This is a genomic window from Methylobacterium sp. WL69 (genome assembly GCF_008039485.1).
Taxonomy (GTDB): domain Bacteria; phylum Pseudomonadota; class Alphaproteobacteria; order Rhizobiales; family Beijerinckiaceae; genus Methylobacterium.
The window spans coordinates 15077-33371 of the sequence record NZ_VRUZ01000035.1; the positions used below are offsets into that span (position 1 = coordinate 15077).

Annotated in this window: 15 protein-coding genes; 6 read left to right on the forward strand and 9 right to left on the reverse strand. The window is 70.8% G+C overall.

Annotated elements, in window-relative coordinates:
- Positions 1 to 92: 92 nt before the first annotated feature.
- Positions 93 to 1787 (forward strand): L-lactate permease, encoded by a 1695-nt coding sequence (locus FV218_RS11745; protein ID WP_056096215.1) that lies wholly within the window; start codon positions 93 to 95, stop codon positions 1785 to 1787.
- A 283-nt stretch (positions 1788 to 2070) separates the two neighbouring features.
- Here FV218_RS11745 and FV218_RS11750 read toward each other — a convergent pair whose 3' ends face one another.
- A complete protein-coding gene (locus FV218_RS11750; RefSeq protein WP_246685082.1) occupies positions 2071 to 2580 on the reverse strand; it encodes a hypothetical protein in 510 nt (169 codons plus the stop codon).
- A gap of 245 nt (positions 2581 to 2825) precedes the next feature.
- Between FV218_RS11750 and FV218_RS11755 the strand changes: the two genes are divergently transcribed.
- Entirely contained in the window at positions 2826 to 3371 is a 546-nt protein-coding gene (locus FV218_RS11755; protein ID WP_147709838.1) for a GNAT family N-acetyltransferase, read from the forward strand.
- 46 nt (positions 3372 to 3417) lie between these two features.
- Here FV218_RS11755 and FV218_RS11760 read toward each other — a convergent pair whose 3' ends face one another.
- From FV218_RS11760 to FV218_RS11790, 7 genes are all read right to left on the reverse strand, one after another.
- Positions 3418 to 3795: a helix-turn-helix domain-containing protein gene (locus tag FV218_RS11760; RefSeq protein ID WP_210246117.1), complete on the reverse strand. Its 378-nt coding sequence runs from the start codon at positions 3793 to 3795 to the stop codon at positions 3418 to 3420.
- Positions 3762 to 4046, reverse strand: coding sequence for a BrnT family toxin (locus tag FV218_RS11765; RefSeq protein ID WP_147709839.1), 285 nt, complete (start codon positions 4044 to 4046; stop codon positions 3762 to 3764). Before FV218_RS11765 ends, FV218_RS11760 begins: the two co-directional genes overlap by 34 nt.
- A gap of 108 nt (positions 4047 to 4154) precedes the next feature.
- Positions 4155 to 5573, reverse strand: a complete 1419-nt coding sequence (gene trmFO / locus FV218_RS11770; protein WP_147709840.1) for a methylenetetrahydrofolate--tRNA-(uracil(54)-C(5))-methyltransferase (FADH(2)-oxidizing) TrmFO — start codon at positions 5571 to 5573, stop codon at positions 4155 to 4157.
- A gap of 31 nt (positions 5574 to 5604) precedes the next feature.
- The gene (locus FV218_RS11775) at positions 5605 to 6579 is read right to left on the reverse strand and encodes a S1C family serine protease (RefSeq protein ID WP_056096233.1); all 975 of its coding nucleotides are present in this window, start codon (positions 6577 to 6579) and stop codon (positions 5605 to 5607) included.
- Positions 6580 to 7109: 530 nt separating this feature from the next.
- A complete protein-coding gene (locus FV218_RS11780; RefSeq protein ID WP_246685083.1) occupies positions 7110 to 9341 on the reverse strand; it encodes a xanthine dehydrogenase family protein molybdopterin-binding subunit in 2232 nt (743 codons plus the stop codon).
- On the reverse strand, positions 9338 to 10390 hold the full coding sequence (locus FV218_RS11785) for a xanthine dehydrogenase family protein subunit M (protein WP_147709841.1): 1053 nt from the start codon (positions 10388 to 10390) through the stop codon (positions 9338 to 9340). The genes FV218_RS11780 and FV218_RS11785 overlap by 4 nt, the downstream gene beginning before the upstream one ends.
- A complete protein-coding gene (locus FV218_RS11790) occupies positions 10387 to 10905 on the reverse strand; it encodes a (2Fe-2S)-binding protein (RefSeq protein ID WP_147709842.1) in 519 nt (172 codons plus the stop codon). The genes FV218_RS11785 and FV218_RS11790 overlap by 4 nt, the downstream gene beginning before the upstream one ends.
- A gap of 454 nt (positions 10906 to 11359) precedes the next feature.
- On the opposite strand from FV218_RS11790, the gene FV218_RS11795 reads away from it, so the two are divergent.
- A complete protein-coding gene (locus tag FV218_RS11795) occupies positions 11360 to 12736 on the forward strand; it encodes an IS4 family transposase (RefSeq protein WP_147709843.1) in 1377 nt (458 codons plus the stop codon).
- Between the two features lie 146 nt (positions 12737 to 12882).
- Here FV218_RS11795 and FV218_RS11800 read toward each other — a convergent pair whose 3' ends face one another.
- Entirely contained in the window at positions 12883 to 14355 is a 1473-nt protein-coding gene (locus FV218_RS11800; protein ID WP_056095505.1) for a PAS domain-containing methyl-accepting chemotaxis protein, read from the reverse strand.
- A 366-nt stretch (positions 14356 to 14721) separates the two neighbouring features.
- Here FV218_RS11800 and FV218_RS11805 point away from each other — a divergent pair, with 366 nt between their 5' ends.
- The 3 genes from FV218_RS11805 to FV218_RS11815 all read left to right on the forward strand — a co-directional run bounded on the left by FV218_RS11805 (position 14722) and on the right by FV218_RS11815 (position 18253).
- Complete coding sequence (locus FV218_RS11805) at positions 14722 to 15957, forward strand: L-dopachrome tautomerase-related protein (protein WP_147709844.1); 1236 nt, start codon at positions 14722 to 14724, stop codon at positions 15955 to 15957.
- 80 nt (positions 15958 to 16037) lie between these two features.
- The gene (locus FV218_RS11810) at positions 16038 to 17012 is read left to right on the forward strand and encodes an SMP-30/gluconolactonase/LRE family protein (RefSeq protein WP_147709845.1); all 975 of its coding nucleotides are present in this window, start codon (positions 16038 to 16040) and stop codon (positions 17010 to 17012) included.
- A gap of 32 nt (positions 17013 to 17044) precedes the next feature.
- Positions 17045 to 18253 (forward strand): L-dopachrome tautomerase-related protein, encoded by a 1209-nt coding sequence (locus tag FV218_RS11815; protein ID WP_147709846.1) that lies wholly within the window; start codon positions 17045 to 17047, stop codon positions 18251 to 18253.
- The last annotated feature ends 42 nt before the right edge of the window (positions 18254 to 18295 follow it).

Genomic DNA, 18295 nt, shown 5'->3' on the forward strand with positions numbered 1-18295 from the left:
CATTAACCCGCGTTGAGCCGGGTCCGGGCGTCTGCTAGCAACGTCGGCAACACCCCGGCGGGAGATCGGGGTCGCCTTGGGAGGACGCAGCCGTGAACACCGTCACCACCTGGAATCAGGTCTATGACCCGTTCGGGAGCCCCTGGCTCTCGACCCTGGCCGCCTCGCTGCCGGTCATCGCCCTCCTCGGCATGATCGCCAGCGGCAAGGTCAAGGCCCACATCGCCGCCGTCCTCTCCCTGGTCCTGGCCTTCTGCGTCGCCGTCTTCCTGTTCGGCATGCCCGCCGACCTCGCCACCCGCGCCTCCGGCTACGGCATCGCGCTGGGCCTGTTCCCCATCGGCTGGATCATCCTCAACGTCATCTTCCTCTACCGCCTGACGGTGGAGAAGGGCTGGTTCGCCACCCTGCAGCAATCCGTGGCGGGCATCACCACCGACCGGCGCCTGCAGCTGCTCCTCGTCGCCTTCGCCTTCGGGGCGTTCTTCGAAGGCGCCGGCGGCTTCGGCACCCCCGTCGCCGTCACCGGCGCCATCCTCATCGGGCTGGGCTTCTCGCCGCTCGCCGCCTCGGGCCTGTCGCTCATCGCCAACACCGCCCCCGTGGCCTACGGGGCGCTCGGCGCCCCCATCGCCGGCCTCGCCTCGGTGACGGGCTACGACCCCTACATCCTCGGCGCGATGATCGGCCGCCAGCTGCCGTTCTTCTCCGTGCTGGTGCCGTTCTGGCTCATCTGCGTGTTCGCGGGCTTCCGCGGCATGCTGCAGATCTGGCCCGCCATCCTCGTCTGCGGCGGCTCGTTCGCGCTCGCCCAGTTCGGCATCTCGAACTACGTCAACCCGTGGATCGTCGACATCGGTGCGGCGCTGGTCTCCATGGGCGCCCTGGTGCTGTTCCTGCGCTTCTGGCGCCCGGCCGTGATCTGGACCTCGCCGGCGCTCCGCGGCAACGATCCGTCCATCGGCTACGTCACCGTCGTGGACGGCCCCAAGGCCGCCGCCGCCACCCGCACCGCCACCTCCTCCGAGATCCTGCTGGCCTGGGTGCCGTGGATCATCCTCTCGGTGATCGTGGCGATCTGGGGCACCAAGTTCTTCAAGGACATCGTCGACCCGATCTTCATCTGGAACTATCCGGTGCCGGGCCTGCACAACGTCATCATGAAGGTGCCGCCGGTGGTGGCGACCGCCCATCCGGAAGCCGCGATCTTCAAGTTCGCCTACATGTCCTACACCGGCACCGGCGTGCTGTTCGCCGCCATCCTCTCGGGCCTGCTCATGCGGTTCTCGCCGTGGCGCCTCGTGACCGCCTACATCGAGACCATCTGGGTCCTGCGCTACTCGCTCATCACCATCTCGGCGATGCTGGCGCTCGGCGTGCTCACCCGCTACGCCGGCGTCGACGCCACGCTCGGTCTCGCCTTCGCGGGAACCGGCATCCTCTACCCGTTCTTCGGCACCCTGCTCGGCTGGCTCGGCGTCGCCCTGACCGGTTCGGACACGGCCTCGAACGTCCTGTTCGGAGGCCTGCAGAAGATCACGTCGGAGCAGCTCGGCCTGTCGGGCATCCTCATGGCCTCGGCGAACTCGTCGGGCGGCGTCATGGGCAAGATGATCGACGCCCAGTCCATCGTCGTCGCCTCCACCGCCACGGGGTATTTCGGCCAGGAGAGCAAGATCCTGCGCTTCGTGTTCTGGCACTCCATCGTGCTCGCCTGCCTCGTCGGCGTGCTGGTGATGCTCCAGGCCTACGTCTACCCGTTCACCGCCATGGTGATTCACCCGTAAGCCCAATGCGCCCGCTGCGGCCGCATCCATAGCGGTGCGCCGCACGGCATGAACGACGACAGCCCGCCCCGGTCACGCCTGGGCGGGCTTTACCACTTGCGCGATAAGAGACGCGTTTTTGGACGACGAAGCACGCGTCTCGACTATCTTACCGCCGATCGCTCCGATGACTGATCCACCAGTCATTCTGCCAGTCCTCGTAGCCGAGGAGCGAACCTTGTGCTCGCTCCAGCTCTACGTCCCAGCCCTTCCCAGCTGCTTTCTCCGACCATCGAAGATAGGCCTAGATGCGCCATTCGTCGTTCGGAAGCGCAAAGTAGACATCACGCATACCGAGGAGCTTGGCTGGCCCCACCGGCGCGGGAAAGGGATGATCGATCGTCCGACGAACGATCCGGCCCTCGCGGACAAAGGGCGCGAAGCGTGCGAGCAAGATCTCGAGCCAATCACACGGGTAAACGTCGCCGAAGACGGCAAGCGGTTTGCGGCCTTCCAGCATCAGCGGCAGTTCGTATCCCGTATGGATGAGGTAAGGCGCCGCGCGAAGGCCGCTCCAGGCCTCCAGCCGGGTGAAGATCGGATCCGGCTCGAAGGGCGGATCCGAGAGCGCGCCGAGTGCCTTCAGGGCGTGAGGCTCGACCGCGCAAGTCGCTCGGCCGATGGGTTTGTCGATGCCCTCAAGGCCGAGGACGGCCCGCAACGCCGCGATGTCTGCGATGCATAAGCCGGCCTCGACCCTTGGTGATCCGGTCGTGGGATCGAGCGCCTGGAGAACGAATGTCGGGGTTGGCATCGGACCGGCGCTCTGCGGTGCGGGATACGACCTCGGATGAAGGGAGGACTGCCGCGACTCAAGCCGTTTGTCACCCATGGAGCCGGCGTGAAATCGATGGAGCAGTCGATGGCAGAGGTCTTCGGGCCCTCCGAGCCGCCCGTGATTCAAACTCGCCTTCGGTCTCTTTTCGGCTCCGGCAGGGCTGGACAATGCCGCCCGCGACGCCCCTTGTCGGGCAGCAACCTGGGACCGACGCCAAGACGATGTTCTTTCGTAAGCTCGCCTCGCGCTACAGCCTCGCGAACCTGCCCCCCGTCGAGACGGCGCGGCTGCGCCTCACGGCCCTGGCGCCGGCCGATGCCGAGGCCCTGCGCGCGCTCACCGACGACCCGGCGATCACCAGCGCGGTGGAGTTCCTGCCCGATCCGTTCACCCTCAAGGATGCGCGCCAGCTCATTGGCCCGGCCAAGGTGAAGACCGACTGCTTCCTCGGTGCCAGGATCCGGGACAACTCGCACTCCGGCGACCTCGTCGCCATCGTCGGCCTGCACCTGCGCGGCGACCACGCCGTCGAGCTCGGCTACTGGGTCGGCGGGTCGGCCCGGGGCCGGGGCTACGGCGCCGAGGCCGTGACCGCCGCCATCGGCCTCCTGCGCCAGCGCTTCCCCCACCGCTTCGTCGTCGCCGAATGCCGCCCGGAGAACGCCGCCTCGCGCGGCCTGCTCCTCAAGGTCGGGTTTCGCGACACCGGCGACGAGGGCCACCGGCCCGGGCGGCGGATCTTTGCGTATGAGCCGAAACCTGATTGATTTTGGGAGTTCGAGGAGCACGTCGCGCTCTCTCGATCTGGAGAGATCAATCAGTCTCGGCCGTCGCTATCCCAAGACTATCCCGATCAATGCCCAGGGCACGCATGGCGGCCTCGGGCTCCCGGTCGAAGATGGTGAGGAGGGAGCGCGCGGCCGGGTCGGGCACCTTCCGACCCTGCTCCCAGTTCCGGTAGGTCGTCACCGGGACACCGAGGGCATCGGCAAACCGTTGCTGGGTGACGCCGAGCTTCTTCCGGATGTCGGCCGGTGCGCGCGCGGGGACATACCCGGTCGGCGTGGCGTCCGGGTCGCCCCCGTCCTCGCGGGTGTGGCGGCGGATATCGGCCTCGGTCGTGGCGTCGATCGTTTCGCGGTTCACCTGCGGACGGTTCATCCGAAGTTGATCGAGGCTGATACGTGCCATACTTGGCGCTCCCTGCGGTTGGCGCGGCGGGCCGAGATGATCCATCGCACGGAGCCGCGATCCGTAAAGGTGACGTGGTAGACATCGCCGTCGATCTGCCCGAGGGCGTTCTGACGGACCTCGCCGTAATCCCGCCGGTCGTCGGACTTGAGGAGCGTGCGTCCAAGGAAGATCAGGGCGGCGAAGTCGAAGCCGAACCCGCGCTCGACGAGATTGCGGTTCGACTTCTCGTCGTGCCAGTCGAACTCCATGGGCTTTTCTACGCCCAGGGCTCATAAGACGCAAGAAAATTGTGCGCCCTGGGCGTATGTTTGGCCGACGGTACAGATCCGGCGTGAGAGGCAGGGCGCGGACGCCCGCTACTCCGCCGCCATCCGCGCCGCGTCCGCCCCGATCCACGCCGCCAGGTCCGCCCGGCCGCGGTCGGTCAGGGCCTTCTTCTTGGCGACCGACTTCTCCGGGCCGCGCAGGCGCTGGCCGGCCTCGCCCTTGGGGGCGTGGTCCAGGGGCGGGAACAGGCCGAAATTCACGTTCATGGGCTGGAACGAGCGCGGGGCGCCGGCATCCTCCGCCGCGATGTGGCCGCCGGTGATGTGGCCGATGAGGGCGCCGAGGGCCGTGGTGGCGGGGAGCGGCGCCAGGGTCCGCCCCTGGGCCTCGGCCACGGCGAAGCGCCCGGCCATGAGGCCGATGGCGGCGCTCTCGACGTAGCCCTCGCAGCCGGTGATCTGGCCGGCGAAGCGCAGCGAGGGCCGCGCCTTGAGGCGCAGGGTCGCGTCGAGGAGGCGGGGGCTGTCGAGGTAGGTGTTGCGGTGGAGCCCGCCGAGGCGCGCGAACTCGGCGTTCTCGAGGCCGGGGATCGTGCGGAACACCCGGACCTGCTCGGAATAGGTCAGCTTCGTCTGGAATCCGACCATGTTGTAGAGGGTGCCGAGCGCGTTGTCCTGGCGCAGCTGGACGATGGCGCAGGCCTTCACCGTCGGGTTGTGCGGGTTGGTCAGCCCCACGGGCTTCATCGGGCCGTGGCGCAGGGTCTCGGGGCCGCGCTCGGCCATGACCTCGATGGGCAGGCAGCCGTCGAAGTACGGCGTCGACGCCTCCCACTCCTTGAACCCGATCTTTTCGCCGTCGACCAAAGCTTGGATGAACGCGTCGTACTGGTCGCGGTCCAGGGGGCAGTTGATGTAGTCGGCGCCGGTGCCGCCGGGGCCGACCTTGTCGTAGCGCGACTGGAACCACGCCTTGTCCATGTCGATGGAGTCGCGGTGGACGATGGGCGCGATGGCGTCGAAGAACGCCAGGGACTCGGCCCCCGTCAGGTCGCGGATGGCCTGCGCCAGGGACGGGGCGGTGAGCGGCCCGGTGGCGACGATGGTCCGGCCCCATTCCTCCGGCGGCAGACCTTCGACCTCTTCGCGCACGAGGGTGACCAGGGGATGCGCTTCCAGGGCGGCGGTGACGGCGGCGGCAAAACCGTTGCGGTCGACGGCGAGCGCCCCGCCGGCCGGCACCTGATGGGCGTCGGCGCAGGTCAGGATCAGGGAGCCGAGGGTGCGCATCTCCTGGTGCAGCAGCCCCACGGCGTTGCCGTTGGCGTCGTCGGAGCGGAACGAGTTCGAGCAGACGAGCTCGGCCAGATCCTGGCCGTGATGGGCCTCGGTGCCGCGAACGGGCCGCATCTCGTGCAGCACCACCGGATGGCCGGCCTCGGCGATCTGCCAGGCGGCCTCCGAGCCCGCGAGGCCACCGCCGACGATGTGGATTGCTGTGTCCGTCATCGCCTCGGGATAGACCCGCGCGCCGCCCGGATCAATGCAGGGGCGGCGAGACCAGGAAGCGCTCGCGGTTGGCCGAGGTCACCGCGAGCTTGATGGTCTGGCCGTCGCGGCGGATGGTGAGGGGCACCCGCACCCCGGCCTCGCCGAGGGCCCAGACCTGCCGGAAGAAGCCGGCGAGATCGGCCACGGGCTCGCCGGCCACGGCCGCGACCACGTCGCCGGGGCGCAGATCCGCCGCCTCCGCCGGACCGTCGTCGGCGAGCCCCATGACCACGACGGCATCGTCGCCGTCGCTGGCGTAGAGGCCGAGCCACGGCCGCGGCGCCCGGTCGGCCCGGCCCCGGGTCACGAGGTCGTCGAGGATCGGGGTCAGGAGGTCGATGGGCACGATCATGTTGATGGTCTTCGGGCCCTCCGACGTGCCCTGCTGCAGCTGGAGCGAGCCGATCCCCAGCAACTCGCCGGCCGCCCCGATGAGGGCGGCGCCGCCCCAATGCGGGTGGGCGGGCGCGGTGAACAGGGCCTCGTCGAGGACGTATTCCCAGTAGCCGGCGAATTCCTGCCGGGCGACGATCTCCACGGCGACGCTGCGCTGGCGCCCGCCGACGCCGGCGACGATGGCCCGGTCGCCGATCTTGACGCCGCCCGAGCGGCCCAGGGGCATGGACGGCAGGCCGAGGGTGCCCAGCGCCTGGACGAGGCCGAAGCCCGTCACCGCATCGTAGCCGACGACGTGGCCCGGCACCGAGCGGCCGTCATGGGTGGTGAGCCACACGGTGTCGGCCTCGGTGACGAGGTAGCCGATGGTGACGACGAGGCCGTCGTCGCCGATGACGACCCCGTTGCCGGCCCGCTCCGTGCCCAGGGTCTCTGCCGTGAAGGCCTCGTCGGGCACCCGGGTCGAGAGGGCGACGATGGCGGTGAGCGCCTGCGCGAGGTCGAAGGCGTAGTCGGCGGCCCTGGGCTGCACGGATGTCGGGATCTTCCAGTCTCCGGGCGTGGCCATGGGGGTCTTTCCTGCCGTCGTCGTTCCGCGAGACCGGGAGATAGGTCGCCGGCCACCGTTTCGACAGGTTCGACCCGCGTCTTCGGATGAGTAAGGGGGTTCCGCTCGCGATCGCATCCACGCCTGACGCATCACGCGGGAAGTGCGGGTCTCCTCTCCTTCCAGGCAGGGCGATCGCAGACGAACCGCGACCGGCCCCGTCTCCGTCCGGGTGACGGCACACCCCCAACGCGCGAACAGCACGGGTCCCCTCTCCTGGAAGGAGAGGGACAGGGTGAGGTGTGCGAAATCTCCGGAGAGTCCACGACCCTCACCCCAACCCTCTCCCAAACAGGAGAGGGGGCCCGTCGCGCGTGTTCGAAGCCCTTCGTGTCCTGTTCGAGCGCCGAGAAGACCCATCTGCGATCGCCCTGCCTTCCAGGAGAGGGAGCTCGTTGCGACTGTTCGAAGCGCTGTGCTTCGCTGTTCGAGCGCTCGGCAAACGCATCTGCGATCGTGAAGGCCGTCGACGCCGTGGCCCGAGGCTGCCCTCAGCCCAGCAGTTTGTCGAGGGTGATGGGGAAGTCGCGCACGCGGGTTCCCGTGGCGTGCCACACGGCGTTGGCGATGGCGCCCGCCGTGCCGGTGATGCCGATCTCGCCGACCCCCTTGATGCCGAGCGGGTTCACGTGCGGGTCGTGCTCCTCCACCAGGATCGCCTCCAGGGACGGCACGTCGGCGTTCACCGGCACGTGGTACTCGGCGAGATTGGGGTTCATCACCCGGCCCGACCGCGTGTCGAGCACCGCGTGCTCGTGCAGCGCCAGGGACACGCCCCAGATCATGCCGCCGTAATACTGGCTCCGCACGAGGCGCGGGTTGACGATGCGCCCGGCGGCGAAGGCGCCCACCAGCCGCGTCACCCGGATTTGCCCAAGGTCGGGATCGACCTTCACCTCGGCATAGACCGCCCCGTGCGCGTGCATGGCGTAGGTTTTTCGCGAGGCCGGTTCGCCCGCCCCCGTGCCCTTGGCCTCGACGGAGTCTTTTCCGGCCCGCGCCAGAATCTCCGAAAAGCTTTCCGAGCGGGTCGGGTCGTCGCGCCGCGCCAGGCGGCCGCCCTCCGCCACGGTGCCGGCATTGCCGGCGCCGTAGAGGGGCGAGGCACGGTCGCCGACGGCGAGGTCCGCGAGCTGGGCGAGGGCCGCCTGCGTCGCCGCGTGCACGGCGCTGCCCGACGTGGCCGTGCCGGTGGAGCCGCCGGCGAGCCCGCCGTTGGGCAGGTCCGAATCGCCGATGCGCAGCTCGACCCGGTCGCCGTCGAGGCCGAGGCCGTCGGCGGCGATCTGGGCGAGCACGGTCCAGGCGCCCTGGCCCATGTCCTGGGCGGCGGTCTCGACCAGGGCCGTGCCGTCGGCCCGGATGGTGGCGCGGGCCTCGCCCTGCATCATCCCGGCCGGATAGGTGGCGGTGCCCATGCCCCAGCCGACGAGGAGGCCGTCCTCGTCCCGCATCTGGCGCGGCTGCTTCGGCCGCTTGCCCCAGCCGAAGCGCTCGGCCCCCTGCGCGTAGCATTCGCGCAGGGCTTTTGAGGAGAACGGCCGGTGGGTGATGGGCTCGACCTCGGCGTAGTTCTTCAGGCGCAGGTCCAACGGGTCCATGTCGAGGGCGAGGGCGAGTTCGTCCAGGGCCGATTCCACCGCGACGCTGCCCGGGGCCTCGCCGGGGGCGCGCATGAAGATCGGGGTGCCGATATCGGCACGCGAGACCGCGTGGGTCGTGGAAATCGCCTCCGACGCGTAGAGGTGGCGGGCGATGAGGCCGCAGGCCTCGACGAAGTCGTCGTGCCGGCTCGTCAGGGTCAGGGTGTGGTGATCGAGGGCCGTGAGGGTGCCGTCGGCTTTCGCGCCGAGCTTGAGGGTCTGGCGGGTCGACGCCCGGTGGCCGACGGGGCCGAACATCTGCTCGCGCCGGGTCACCAGCTTCACCGGCCGCCCGACGAGCCTGGCCGCCATGATCCCCAGGATCTGGGGGGAGGAAATGAACCCCTTCGAGCCGAAACCGCCGCCGAGATAGTGGCTGACGATGTGGACGTTGCCTTCGGGAATCCCGAACAGGCCGGCGAGGCGGCCCTTGGCGATCCACAGGGCCTGGGTCGGGGTGTGGAGGGTGAGGCGGTCGCCGTCCCACTGCGCCACGCTGGTGTGGGGTTCCAGCGCGTTGTGATACTGCGCCGCCGTCTCGTAGGTCGCCTCCATCCGGGTCCCGGCGGCGGCGAACCCGGCTTCGATGTCGCCCGCGCCCTGCTGCGTCGGGGTGCCGGCGCCGACGCTGTCGGGCACGAAAATCTCGCCCCCGCCGAGTTCCACGCCCGGCGTCTCGGCCTCGTACCGAGGGCTGAGCAGGGCCGCGCCCTCGGTCGCCGCCTCCAGCGTGTCCGCGATCACCACCCCGATGGGCTGGTTGGCGTAGCGGACGCCGGAATTCTGCAGGAGGTCGAGGCGGAACGCGAAGGGGTTGTCCTTCTCGTCGGGGGATTTGGCGAGTGTCGGCGCGTTCTCCGGCGTCATCACGGCGACGACGCCCGGATGGGCCTCGGCCGCCGCCACGTCGAGGTGGACGACCCTGCCGCGGGCGATGGCGCTCACCGCCATGACGGCGTGGAGCATCCCCGCGGGGTGGAAGTCGGCGCTGTAGCGGGCCGCGCCCGTGACCTTGGCGGGGCCGTCGCGCCGGGTCAGGGGCTGGCCGATGGAGGCGCCGTGGCGCATGCGCTCGCTCATGGTCGGGCTCCGGAAGGGGCGGCGGCGAAGGGGCTGGCGGGAAGCGCGGGGATGCGGGCCGGGGTGCCGGCCTGCGCGAGGGTGAGCGCCCGCACGACGATGCGGCGGGCGAGCTCGATCTTGGCGGCGTTGTCGCCGGACGGCGTCGCCCCCGCGAGGGCCGCGTCGGCGGCTTTTACGAACAGCTCCGGGCTCGGCGTCTGACCCGCGAGAAGGCTTTCGGCCTCCCGCGCCCGCCAGGGCTTCAGGGCGACGCTGCCCAGCGCGATGCGAGCCTGTCCGATGCGATTCCCGTCGAAGGTCAGGCCCACCGCCGCCGAGACCAGCGCGAAGGCGTAGGAGGTGCGCTCGCGGACCTTGAGGTAGCGCGAATGGGCGGCGAACTTTTTCGCGTCGGGCGGGAGCCGGACGGCGACGATGAGTTCGCCCGGCGCCAGCTCGGTCTCGCGCTCCGGCGTGTCGCCGGGCAGGCGGTGGAACTCCGCCAGGGGAATCTCCCGGCGCCCGGCCGGGCCCTCGATCTCCACGATCGCGTCGAGGGCGGCCAGGGGCACGCAGAAGTCGGACGGGTGGGTGGCGATGCAGGCTTCGCTCCAGCCCAAGATCGCATGGGTGCGGGTCGCGCCGCCGCGGGCCCCGCAGCCGGCGCCGGGCTGGCGTTTGTTGCAGGCGCTCGCCGTGTCGTAGAAGTACTGGCAGCGGGTGCGCTGCAGGACGTTGCCGGCGGTGGTGGCGGCGTTGCGCAGCTGCGCCGAGGCGCCCGACAGCAGGGCCTCGGCCACGGCCGGATAGGCTTTGGCGAAGGCCGGATCGTGGGCGAGGGTCGCGTTGCGCGCGAGGGCGCCGATGCGGACGCCCCCGTCCGGCAGGGTCTCGATGGCGTCGAGGCCGGAGATGCGAGAGATGTCGACGAGGCGTTCGGGCCGGGTGACGCCGCCCTTCATCAGGTCGAGGAGGTTGGTGCCCGACGCCAGGTACGCCGCCCCGGCCCCGTGGGCCGCCACGGCCTCGGCAACGCTGCCGGCACGGACATAGTCGAACCGGTTCATGCCGCGTCCTCGATCAGGTGGCCGCCGGGCAGGACATCGGGGGCGTGCATGGCCGCCTGCGCCGCCAGCACCGCCTCGGTGATGCCCGCATAGGCGCCGCAGCGGCACAGGTTGCCGCTCATGCCCTCGCGCACCCGCTCGGGATCGTCGCCGGCCTGCCCCTCCCGGATCAGCCCCACGGCGCTCATGATCTGGCCCGGCGTGCAGAAGCCGCACTGGAAGCCGTCGTGATCGACGAAGGCGGCCTGGACTGGGTGCAGCACGTCCCCGTCGGCCAGCCCCTCGATGGTGGTGATGGCCGCGCCGTCGTGGCTCACGGCCAGCGCCAGGCAGGCGTTGATCCGCACCCCGTCGAGGAGAATGGTGCAGGCGCCGCACTGGCCCCGGTCGCAGCCCTTCTTCGAGCCGGTGAGGTCGAGGCGCTCGCGCAAGGCGTCGAGGAGGGTGACCCGCGCATCCTCGAGGACGAGGCGGCGGGATTCGCCGTTCACGGTCAGCGTGATGGGAAAGCTCATGCTGGGCGGCTCCGCGTGGCTTGTCTGGAATTTTTCCAGATAGGGCCGCAGGCGGGTCCGACCAGCCGGGGGCCGCATTGGTCGCGGTTCGCTTTGCGGGAAGGCTTGCTTCTGGAGGGGGCGACACAAGCGGACGAAGCGACCGGTTCTTGAGAAGCCTTCGGGTGGTCGGGCGGTCCGAGGGCGCGCATCCCCCTCTCCCCGCTTGCGGGGAGAGGGCCGCCGGCACCTTGTCGTGCCGGCGGCGAGCGAGAGGCGCAGCCGAAGCGACGGTGAGGGGGCGCGTCCGTGTGAGACTTTTCCGGATGCACCCCCTCACCCTCGGCTGCCGCCTCGTTCGAGACCCGGCAAGGGGTCTCGAACCCTCTCCCCGCCCGCGGGGCTACGGCCTGTACGGAAACGATTCGAGTGTTTTGAGTTGGGCCCCTTTGGCGTTGTGGTCGGAGGGGCGGCGATGGAGGGGCTCGGGCCTGGGGACGTTCGGACGGAGGCGCGGGGTGCGTGGCTGTTCGAGCGGATCGTATCGACGGGCAGCGTGGTGCTGAGCGCCGTCGGGGGGAGCGAGGCCGGCACGGCGTCGGCGCATCGCTACCTGAACTCGCCGCGGACGACGGTGCGGGGGATTCTGGGGGCGTTCGGGGCGCGCACGGCCCGGGCGTGCCGGGGGCGTGCGGTGGTGGCCGTCCAGGACACGAGCGAGATCAGCTTCACCCCGGCGGCGGCGGGCCGCCATGGGCTCGGCCCCGGCGGCAACGGGCGCAATCCCGGCTTCTTCCTTCACCCGGTGATCGCCGTGGATGCCGCGGACGGGGCGGTGCTGGGGCTGGTCGATGCCGAGATCTGGACGCGGGCGGCGGATCGGGTCGCGCCACGGGCCGGGCGTGCCCTCGAGGCGAAGGAAAGCTTTCGCTGGATCACGGGGGTCCGGACCGCGACGGCGTGCCTGGGCGCCGTGGCCGAGAGCCTGATCGTGGTGGCCGATCAGGAGGGCGACCTCTACGGCCACTTCGCCCGGCGGCCCGGCGGCACCGATCTTCTGGTCCGCGCCCGCCACGACCGGGCCCTGGCCGGGGGCGGACTGATGCGGGCGCACGCGGCGGGCTGGCCGGTGCTGGGCGAGGACACGGTGACGATCCCGGCCCGGCCCGGCCAGCCGGAGCGTACCGCGCAGGTCACGCTGCGGGCCGGAGCCCTGACCTTCGCGCGGCCGGACGGAGGGGCCGCGCAAGGGACCGCGCAAGGGGCCGCTCACGAGCCGCCGACGCTGGGGCTGCATCTCGTCGTGGTGGAGGAACCGGAGCCGCCCCGGGGCCGGACGCCCCTGTGCTGGCGGCTTCTGACCACGCGTCCGGTGACGCAGGCCGCCGCGGCGCGGGAGATGGTGCGGCTCTACCGGCTGCGCTGGCGCATCGAGGAGGTGTTCCGCGCGCTCAAGCGCGATGGCCTGGGCCTCGACGCCACCCAGGTGCGGGTGCCCGACAAGCTGTTCCGGCTGGCCGCCCTGGCCCTGGGCGCGGCGGTGCGCATCCTGCAGCTGGTCGATGCCCGTGCGGGCGGCGGGCGACCGATGGGCGACGTGCTGGACGAGGCCGGCCTCCCCTGGGTGGCGGCCCTCGGCCGGGCCAAGGAGGGGAGCACCGTCCGCCTGCGCAACCCGCATACCCCCGGCACCCTGGCCTGGCTCGCCTGGATCGTCGCCCGCCACGGCGGCTGGAACGTCGCCGGCAAGCCGCCCGGACCCAAGATCATGGCCCGCGGATGGCAAACCCTCTCAGCCATGCTCGCCGGCGCACTCATCCACGACCGAGAATCACTTCCGTCCAGGCCGTAGCCTTCCAGGAGAGGGGACCCGCGCTTCACCACATCCCGCAAGCGACACATCCCGCAAGCGACACATCCCGCAAGCGACATGGGCAATCATCCGGAGGATCGGATGAGAAGGCTGCCGCACGGTGTGGGGCAGCCGACCTCACGGCCTCACGCCAGGGCGCGGGCCGCTCCGCTCACCGCCTGGACCGAGGCGTCGACGTCGTGGGCCGCCCGGGCGATGCCGTCCATGGTCTGGCGGACGAGTTCGACGCTCTGGGCGGCGTTGTGCATGTTCACCGACATGTCGCGGGTCACCGCCGCCTGCTCCGTCACCGCCGAGGAGACGCTGAGGGAGATCTCGCTGAGATGCCCGATGGTCCGGCCGATGGCCTCGATGGCGCGCACGGCCTGGTTGGTCGAATTCTGCACCGCCGCGATCTGCGTGCCGATCTCCTCCGTGGCGCGGGACGACTGGTTGGCCAGCGCCTTCACCTCCGCCGCCACCACGGCGAAGCCCCGGCCCGCCTCGCCGGCCCGCGCCGCCTCGATGGTGGCGTTCAGCGCCAGCAGGTTGGTCTGGTCGGCGATGGAGCGGATCACCCCGATGACCTCGCCGATCTTCTCGGCCGAGGCGGTGAGCCCGGAGATGATCGTCCCGGCCTCGCCCGCCCGGGCCACGGCCTCGTCGGCCGCGCCCTTGGCCTCGACGGCGTGCCGGCTCAGTTCCTCGATGGAGGACGAGAATTCCTCGGCGCCCGCCGCCACGGCCTGGACGTTGCCGGAGGTCTGCGCCGCGGCCTCCGCCGTGGTCGCCGCCCGCTGGCTCACGTCGGAGATGGCTTGCGTGATCTGGCCGAGGTCGCGGTCGATGGCGCGCTGGCCCTGGAGGCGCCGGTTGCGTTCGTTGACCCGGGCCGTGACGTCGGTGGCGAACTTCACCACCGCGTAGGGCTTGCCGTCCGCCCCGAGGACCGGATTGTAGGCCCCGTAGATCCAGACCTCGCGCCCGCCCTTGGCGAAGCGCTTGAACTCGCCCGACTGGTGCTCGCCGTCGGCCAGGGCGCGCCAGAATCCGGCATAGGCCGACCCGTCGCGCTCGTCCGGCGCCACGAACAGGCTGTGGTGCCGCCCCTTGATCTCGTCGAGGCGGTAGCCGAGGGCGGCGAGGAAGTTCGCGTTGGCGTCGGTGACGACGCCGTCGAGGGTGAAGTGGATGACGGCCTGGGACCGGTGGATCGCCGCGATCTGGCCGGCGTCGAGGACGGCGCGCAGCTTCTGCGCGGTGATGTCGGTGGCGAACTTGACGACCCGCACGACCTTGCCGCTCCGGTTCAGGACCGGGTTGTACGAGCCCTGGATCCAGACCTCGCGACCGCCCTTGGCGATCCGCATGAACTCCCGCGCCTGATGCCGGCCGGCGCGCAGGTCCGCCCAGAAGGTCTTGTAGGCCGCGCTCTCCCGCTCCTCGGGGGTGACGAAGAGGCTGTGATGCCGGCCCTTCACCTCGTCGAGGCCGTAGTCGACGACTCCGAGAAAGAGGGCGTTCGCATCGAGGACTGTGCCGTCGAGATCGAATTCAATCCGGGCCTGCGATCGATCGATGGCGTCCAGTGTCGCGCGTGCGCCCGAATCAAACAACATAGATCCCCCCACGCCGGACTTGCTCCATCGCGTTTCCGAACCAGTATGACGAACATCCCTAATAATCCCCTAATATGGAAATAAAGGGAGATCTGGATTTGGTATTTCAAACACCGTGCCCGGCAAGGGAAACTCATCACGGATCCGTTACTGGAATTCCGGTTCCGCACATCATGCTTCGCCGACGATCCGACGGGATCGCGGCGGTTCGCGCCGTCGCGGCGCCGGTTTGCCATGCGTCGAACGTGCGTCGAACCGGCCCGGGAAATCCGATGAAGCTTGGCCGCGGGTCCGTGCGTTGTCCGCCCGAACCCCGAACGTCCCGTTCGTCAGATCCTCGTCCATGAGATCGCGATGCCTCAACACATGACATCTCCTTCGGCCCGCACCGCAACTTCGGCCCGCACCGCCACCCCGCTCGTCTCCCTGGCCGTCCCCCTCCTGGCGGCCCTCGTCGCCGGCACCGTTCCGGGGGGCGCCCCCGCGGTGGCGCAGCCGGCCCCCGCCGGGGCGGCGCTGACCAAGGTCGCGAGCTTCGAGCATCAGGTCACCGGCGTCACCGTGTCGAAGGACGGCCGGATCTTCGTCAATTTTCCGCGCTGGACCGAGGACACGGAGGTGTCCGTCGCCGAGGTGAAGGACGGCAAGGTCGTGCCCTTCCCCGACGCCGCGTGGAATTCCTGGCGCAACGCGAAGAAGGACGAGGTCTCGGCCAAGGATCACTGGATCTGCGTCCAGAGCGTGGTCGCGAGCCCCGACGGCAACGTCTGGGTGCTCGATCCCGCCGCCCCCGCCATGGGGGCGCTGGTGCCGGGCGGTGCCAAGCTCGTCGAGATCGACCTGAAGACCAACCAGCCTGGCCGGACCATCGCGTTCGACGACACGGTGGCGCCCCAGGGCTCCTACCTCAACGACGTGCGCTTCTCGCCCGACGGCAAGACCGCCTACCTCACGGATTCGGGCGCCCGGGGTGCCCTCGTTGTGGTGGACCTCGACAGCGGCGTGTCCCGCCGCGTCCTCGACGGCGATCCCTCGACGCAGCCCGACAAGGGCGTGACCGTGACCTACGACGGCAAGCCCCTGCGCCGGCCCGACGGGCGCGGCGTCGAGTTCGCCGCCGACGGCCTCGCCCTCTCGCCGGACGGCAAGACCCTCTACTGGCAGGCGATCAAGGGCAAGACCCTCTACAGCCTGCCGACGGAGGCCCTGGCCGACGGCGTCGCCACGGCCCTGATGCCGACGGGGCTCGCCGACAAGAGCCTGGCGGGCAAGATCGCCGTCGTGGGCGAGAACGGCCCGGCGGACGGGCTCATCATCTCGCGGCACGACGGGCGGATGTACATCACCTCGCCCCAGGACGATTCCATCAAGGTGCGCGACCTCTCGGCCAAGGGCTCGGCGACCGCCACCGTGATCAAGGACGCGCGCCTGCGCTGGCCCGACACCTTCGGCGAGGGCCCGGACGGGACGCTCTACGTCACCACCTCGCGCATCCAGGATTCGGCCTTCTACAAGCCCGACGCCCCGGCGGCCCTGCCCACCGACCTGTGGAGCTTCAAGCCGACCGGGGACGCCACCGGCTCGACCAAGCCGGCGCGCTGACCCGACGGACCGGGCGGCCGTGGGCCGCCCGTTCCCCGAACCCCATTCCTCGAATCTCATTCCTCGAATTTTGGGCGCCGATGCTCCGACGCAGCTTCCTCCGCCGGGCCGGCCTCGGCCTCGCCCTCGCGGCCGCCCCGCGGGGCGCCTTCGCCGCGGCCCTGCGCGCCGACGATCCGGCCTTCGCCGCCGTGGTCGATCCGGAGGCCCGCCTCGCCACCCTGTATTCCGGGGGGCGCTGGTGCGAGGGTCCGTGCTACGCGCCCGCCCTCGGCGGCCTGGTCTTCAGCGACGTCAGGGCCAACCGCATGCTCGTCATCGGCGACGACGGCCGGGTCGAAACCGTCCGCCACCCGTCGGCCAACGCCAACGGCAACACCCTCGACGCCGGGGGCCGCCTCGTCACCTGCGAGCACCGGGGCCGGCGGGTGGTGCGGGCCGAGGCCGACGGGTCGCTCACCGTCCTGGCCGACCGCTACGGCGGTCAGCCCCTGAACTCGCCCAACGACGCGGTCCTGGCCCCCGACGGCGCGATCTGGTTCACCGATCCGATCTTCGGCATCTCCATGCCGGACGAGGGGATCGTGCGCGCGCCGGCGCAGGCCGCCCGGCGGGTCTACCGCATCGACCCCGACGGCACGCTCACGGGCATGAGCGACGCCCTCGACCAGCCCAACGGCCTCGCCTTCAGCCCGGACGGGCGCCTCCTCTACGTCACCGACACCGGCGGCTCCCTCAATCCCGAGGGTGCCCGCGCCATCATGGCCTTCCCCGTGGAGAACGGGCGCACCCTCGGGACCCCGCGCCCCTTCGCCACCGTGGAGGCGGGCGTGCCCGATGGGCTCACCGTCGATGCCGACGGGCGGGTCTACGCCGCCTGCGGCGACGGCGTGCGGGTCTACGCACCGGACGGCCGGCTCCTCGGGCGGATCGCCACGGCCATGGATGCCGCCAACGTCACCTTCGGCGGCCCCGACGGGCGCCGCCTCTTCATCGCCTCCGGCCCCGCCATCCTGGCCATCGACCTCAAGGTCCGCGGCGCGGCCCACGGCTGATTTTTGTTTCGTTCGAACATCCGAGATCCATCATGACGCTTGCCCGACGCGACCTCCTCGCCGCCGGCTTCGGCGGTGCCGCCGGCCTCACCGGGGCCGCCGTGCTGTCCGCCTCCGGCGCGACGGCGAAATCCGAACCTGCCGCGATGGCCCCTGGGCCCGTCACGACGGATCGCACGCCCGGCGGCCTCGAACTCGCCTTCACCGCCGACGCGCCCTCGACGCCGACGGGCCTCGCCATCGCGCGCGGGGGCCGGGCCTTCATCATGATGCCGCGCTTCGACGCCAAGGTGCCCTACACCCTCGGCGAGGTTCTTCCGGACGGGGCCGTGCGGCCCTATCCCGACCTGGCGACCAACCAGCCCGATACGACCAAACCCCAGGCGAGCCTGTTCCACGTGCCCAACGGCGTGTTCGATCGGGACGACACCCTGTGGCTCCTCGATGCCGGCCTGCCCGACGGCTCCGGGCCGCCGGTGAAGGGCGGCGCCAAGCTGGTGCAGATGGACATCGTGCAGAACCGCATCCTCCGGATGGTGCCGCTCGAATCCGGCATCGCTCCGACCTCGTCCCTCAACGACCTGCGCATCGACATCCGCGACGGGTATGCCCGCGCCTACATCACCGACCAGGGCCAGGACGGGGAGGGGGCGATCCTCGCCGTCGACCTCGCCACCGGGCGGGTGGTGCGGCGCCTCCACGGCCACGCCAGCACCAAGTCGCAGAAGGGGCTGACGAAGTTCGTCGAGGGCCGGGCCGTGGTCCAGCGCAAGGCGAACAGCCCGCCCCGCCCGGTCCAGGGCGGCGCCAACGGCATCGCCCTCAGCCCCGACGGACGGCGCCTGTACTACGCCCCCCTCATCGGCCGGCACCTCTACGCCGTGGACACCGCCGCCCTCCTCGATCCGCAGGCCACCGACGCCGCGGTGGCGGCCAGCGTCGAGGACCTCGGCGAGAAGGGCATGACCGGCGGCCTCACCACGGATTCCAAGGACCGGGTCTACCTCGCCCTGCAGGAGTTCAACGCGGTGGGCCGGCGCAACCCCGACGGCACCGTCGAGATCCTGGCCTCCGACCCGCGCCTGATCTGGGCCGACACGTTCTGGATCACCCCCGACCGCTGGCTCCACATCTCGTCGGCCCAGGTGAATCGCCGGCCGGAATACAATGGCGGAACCGACGCGCAGAAGCCGCCCTACGCGATCCTCAAGATCCGGATCGACGCCGACCCCGTGGTGTGACGCCGTCGACGGTGCCTCCCCGGCCGGGGAGGCACCGGAGGG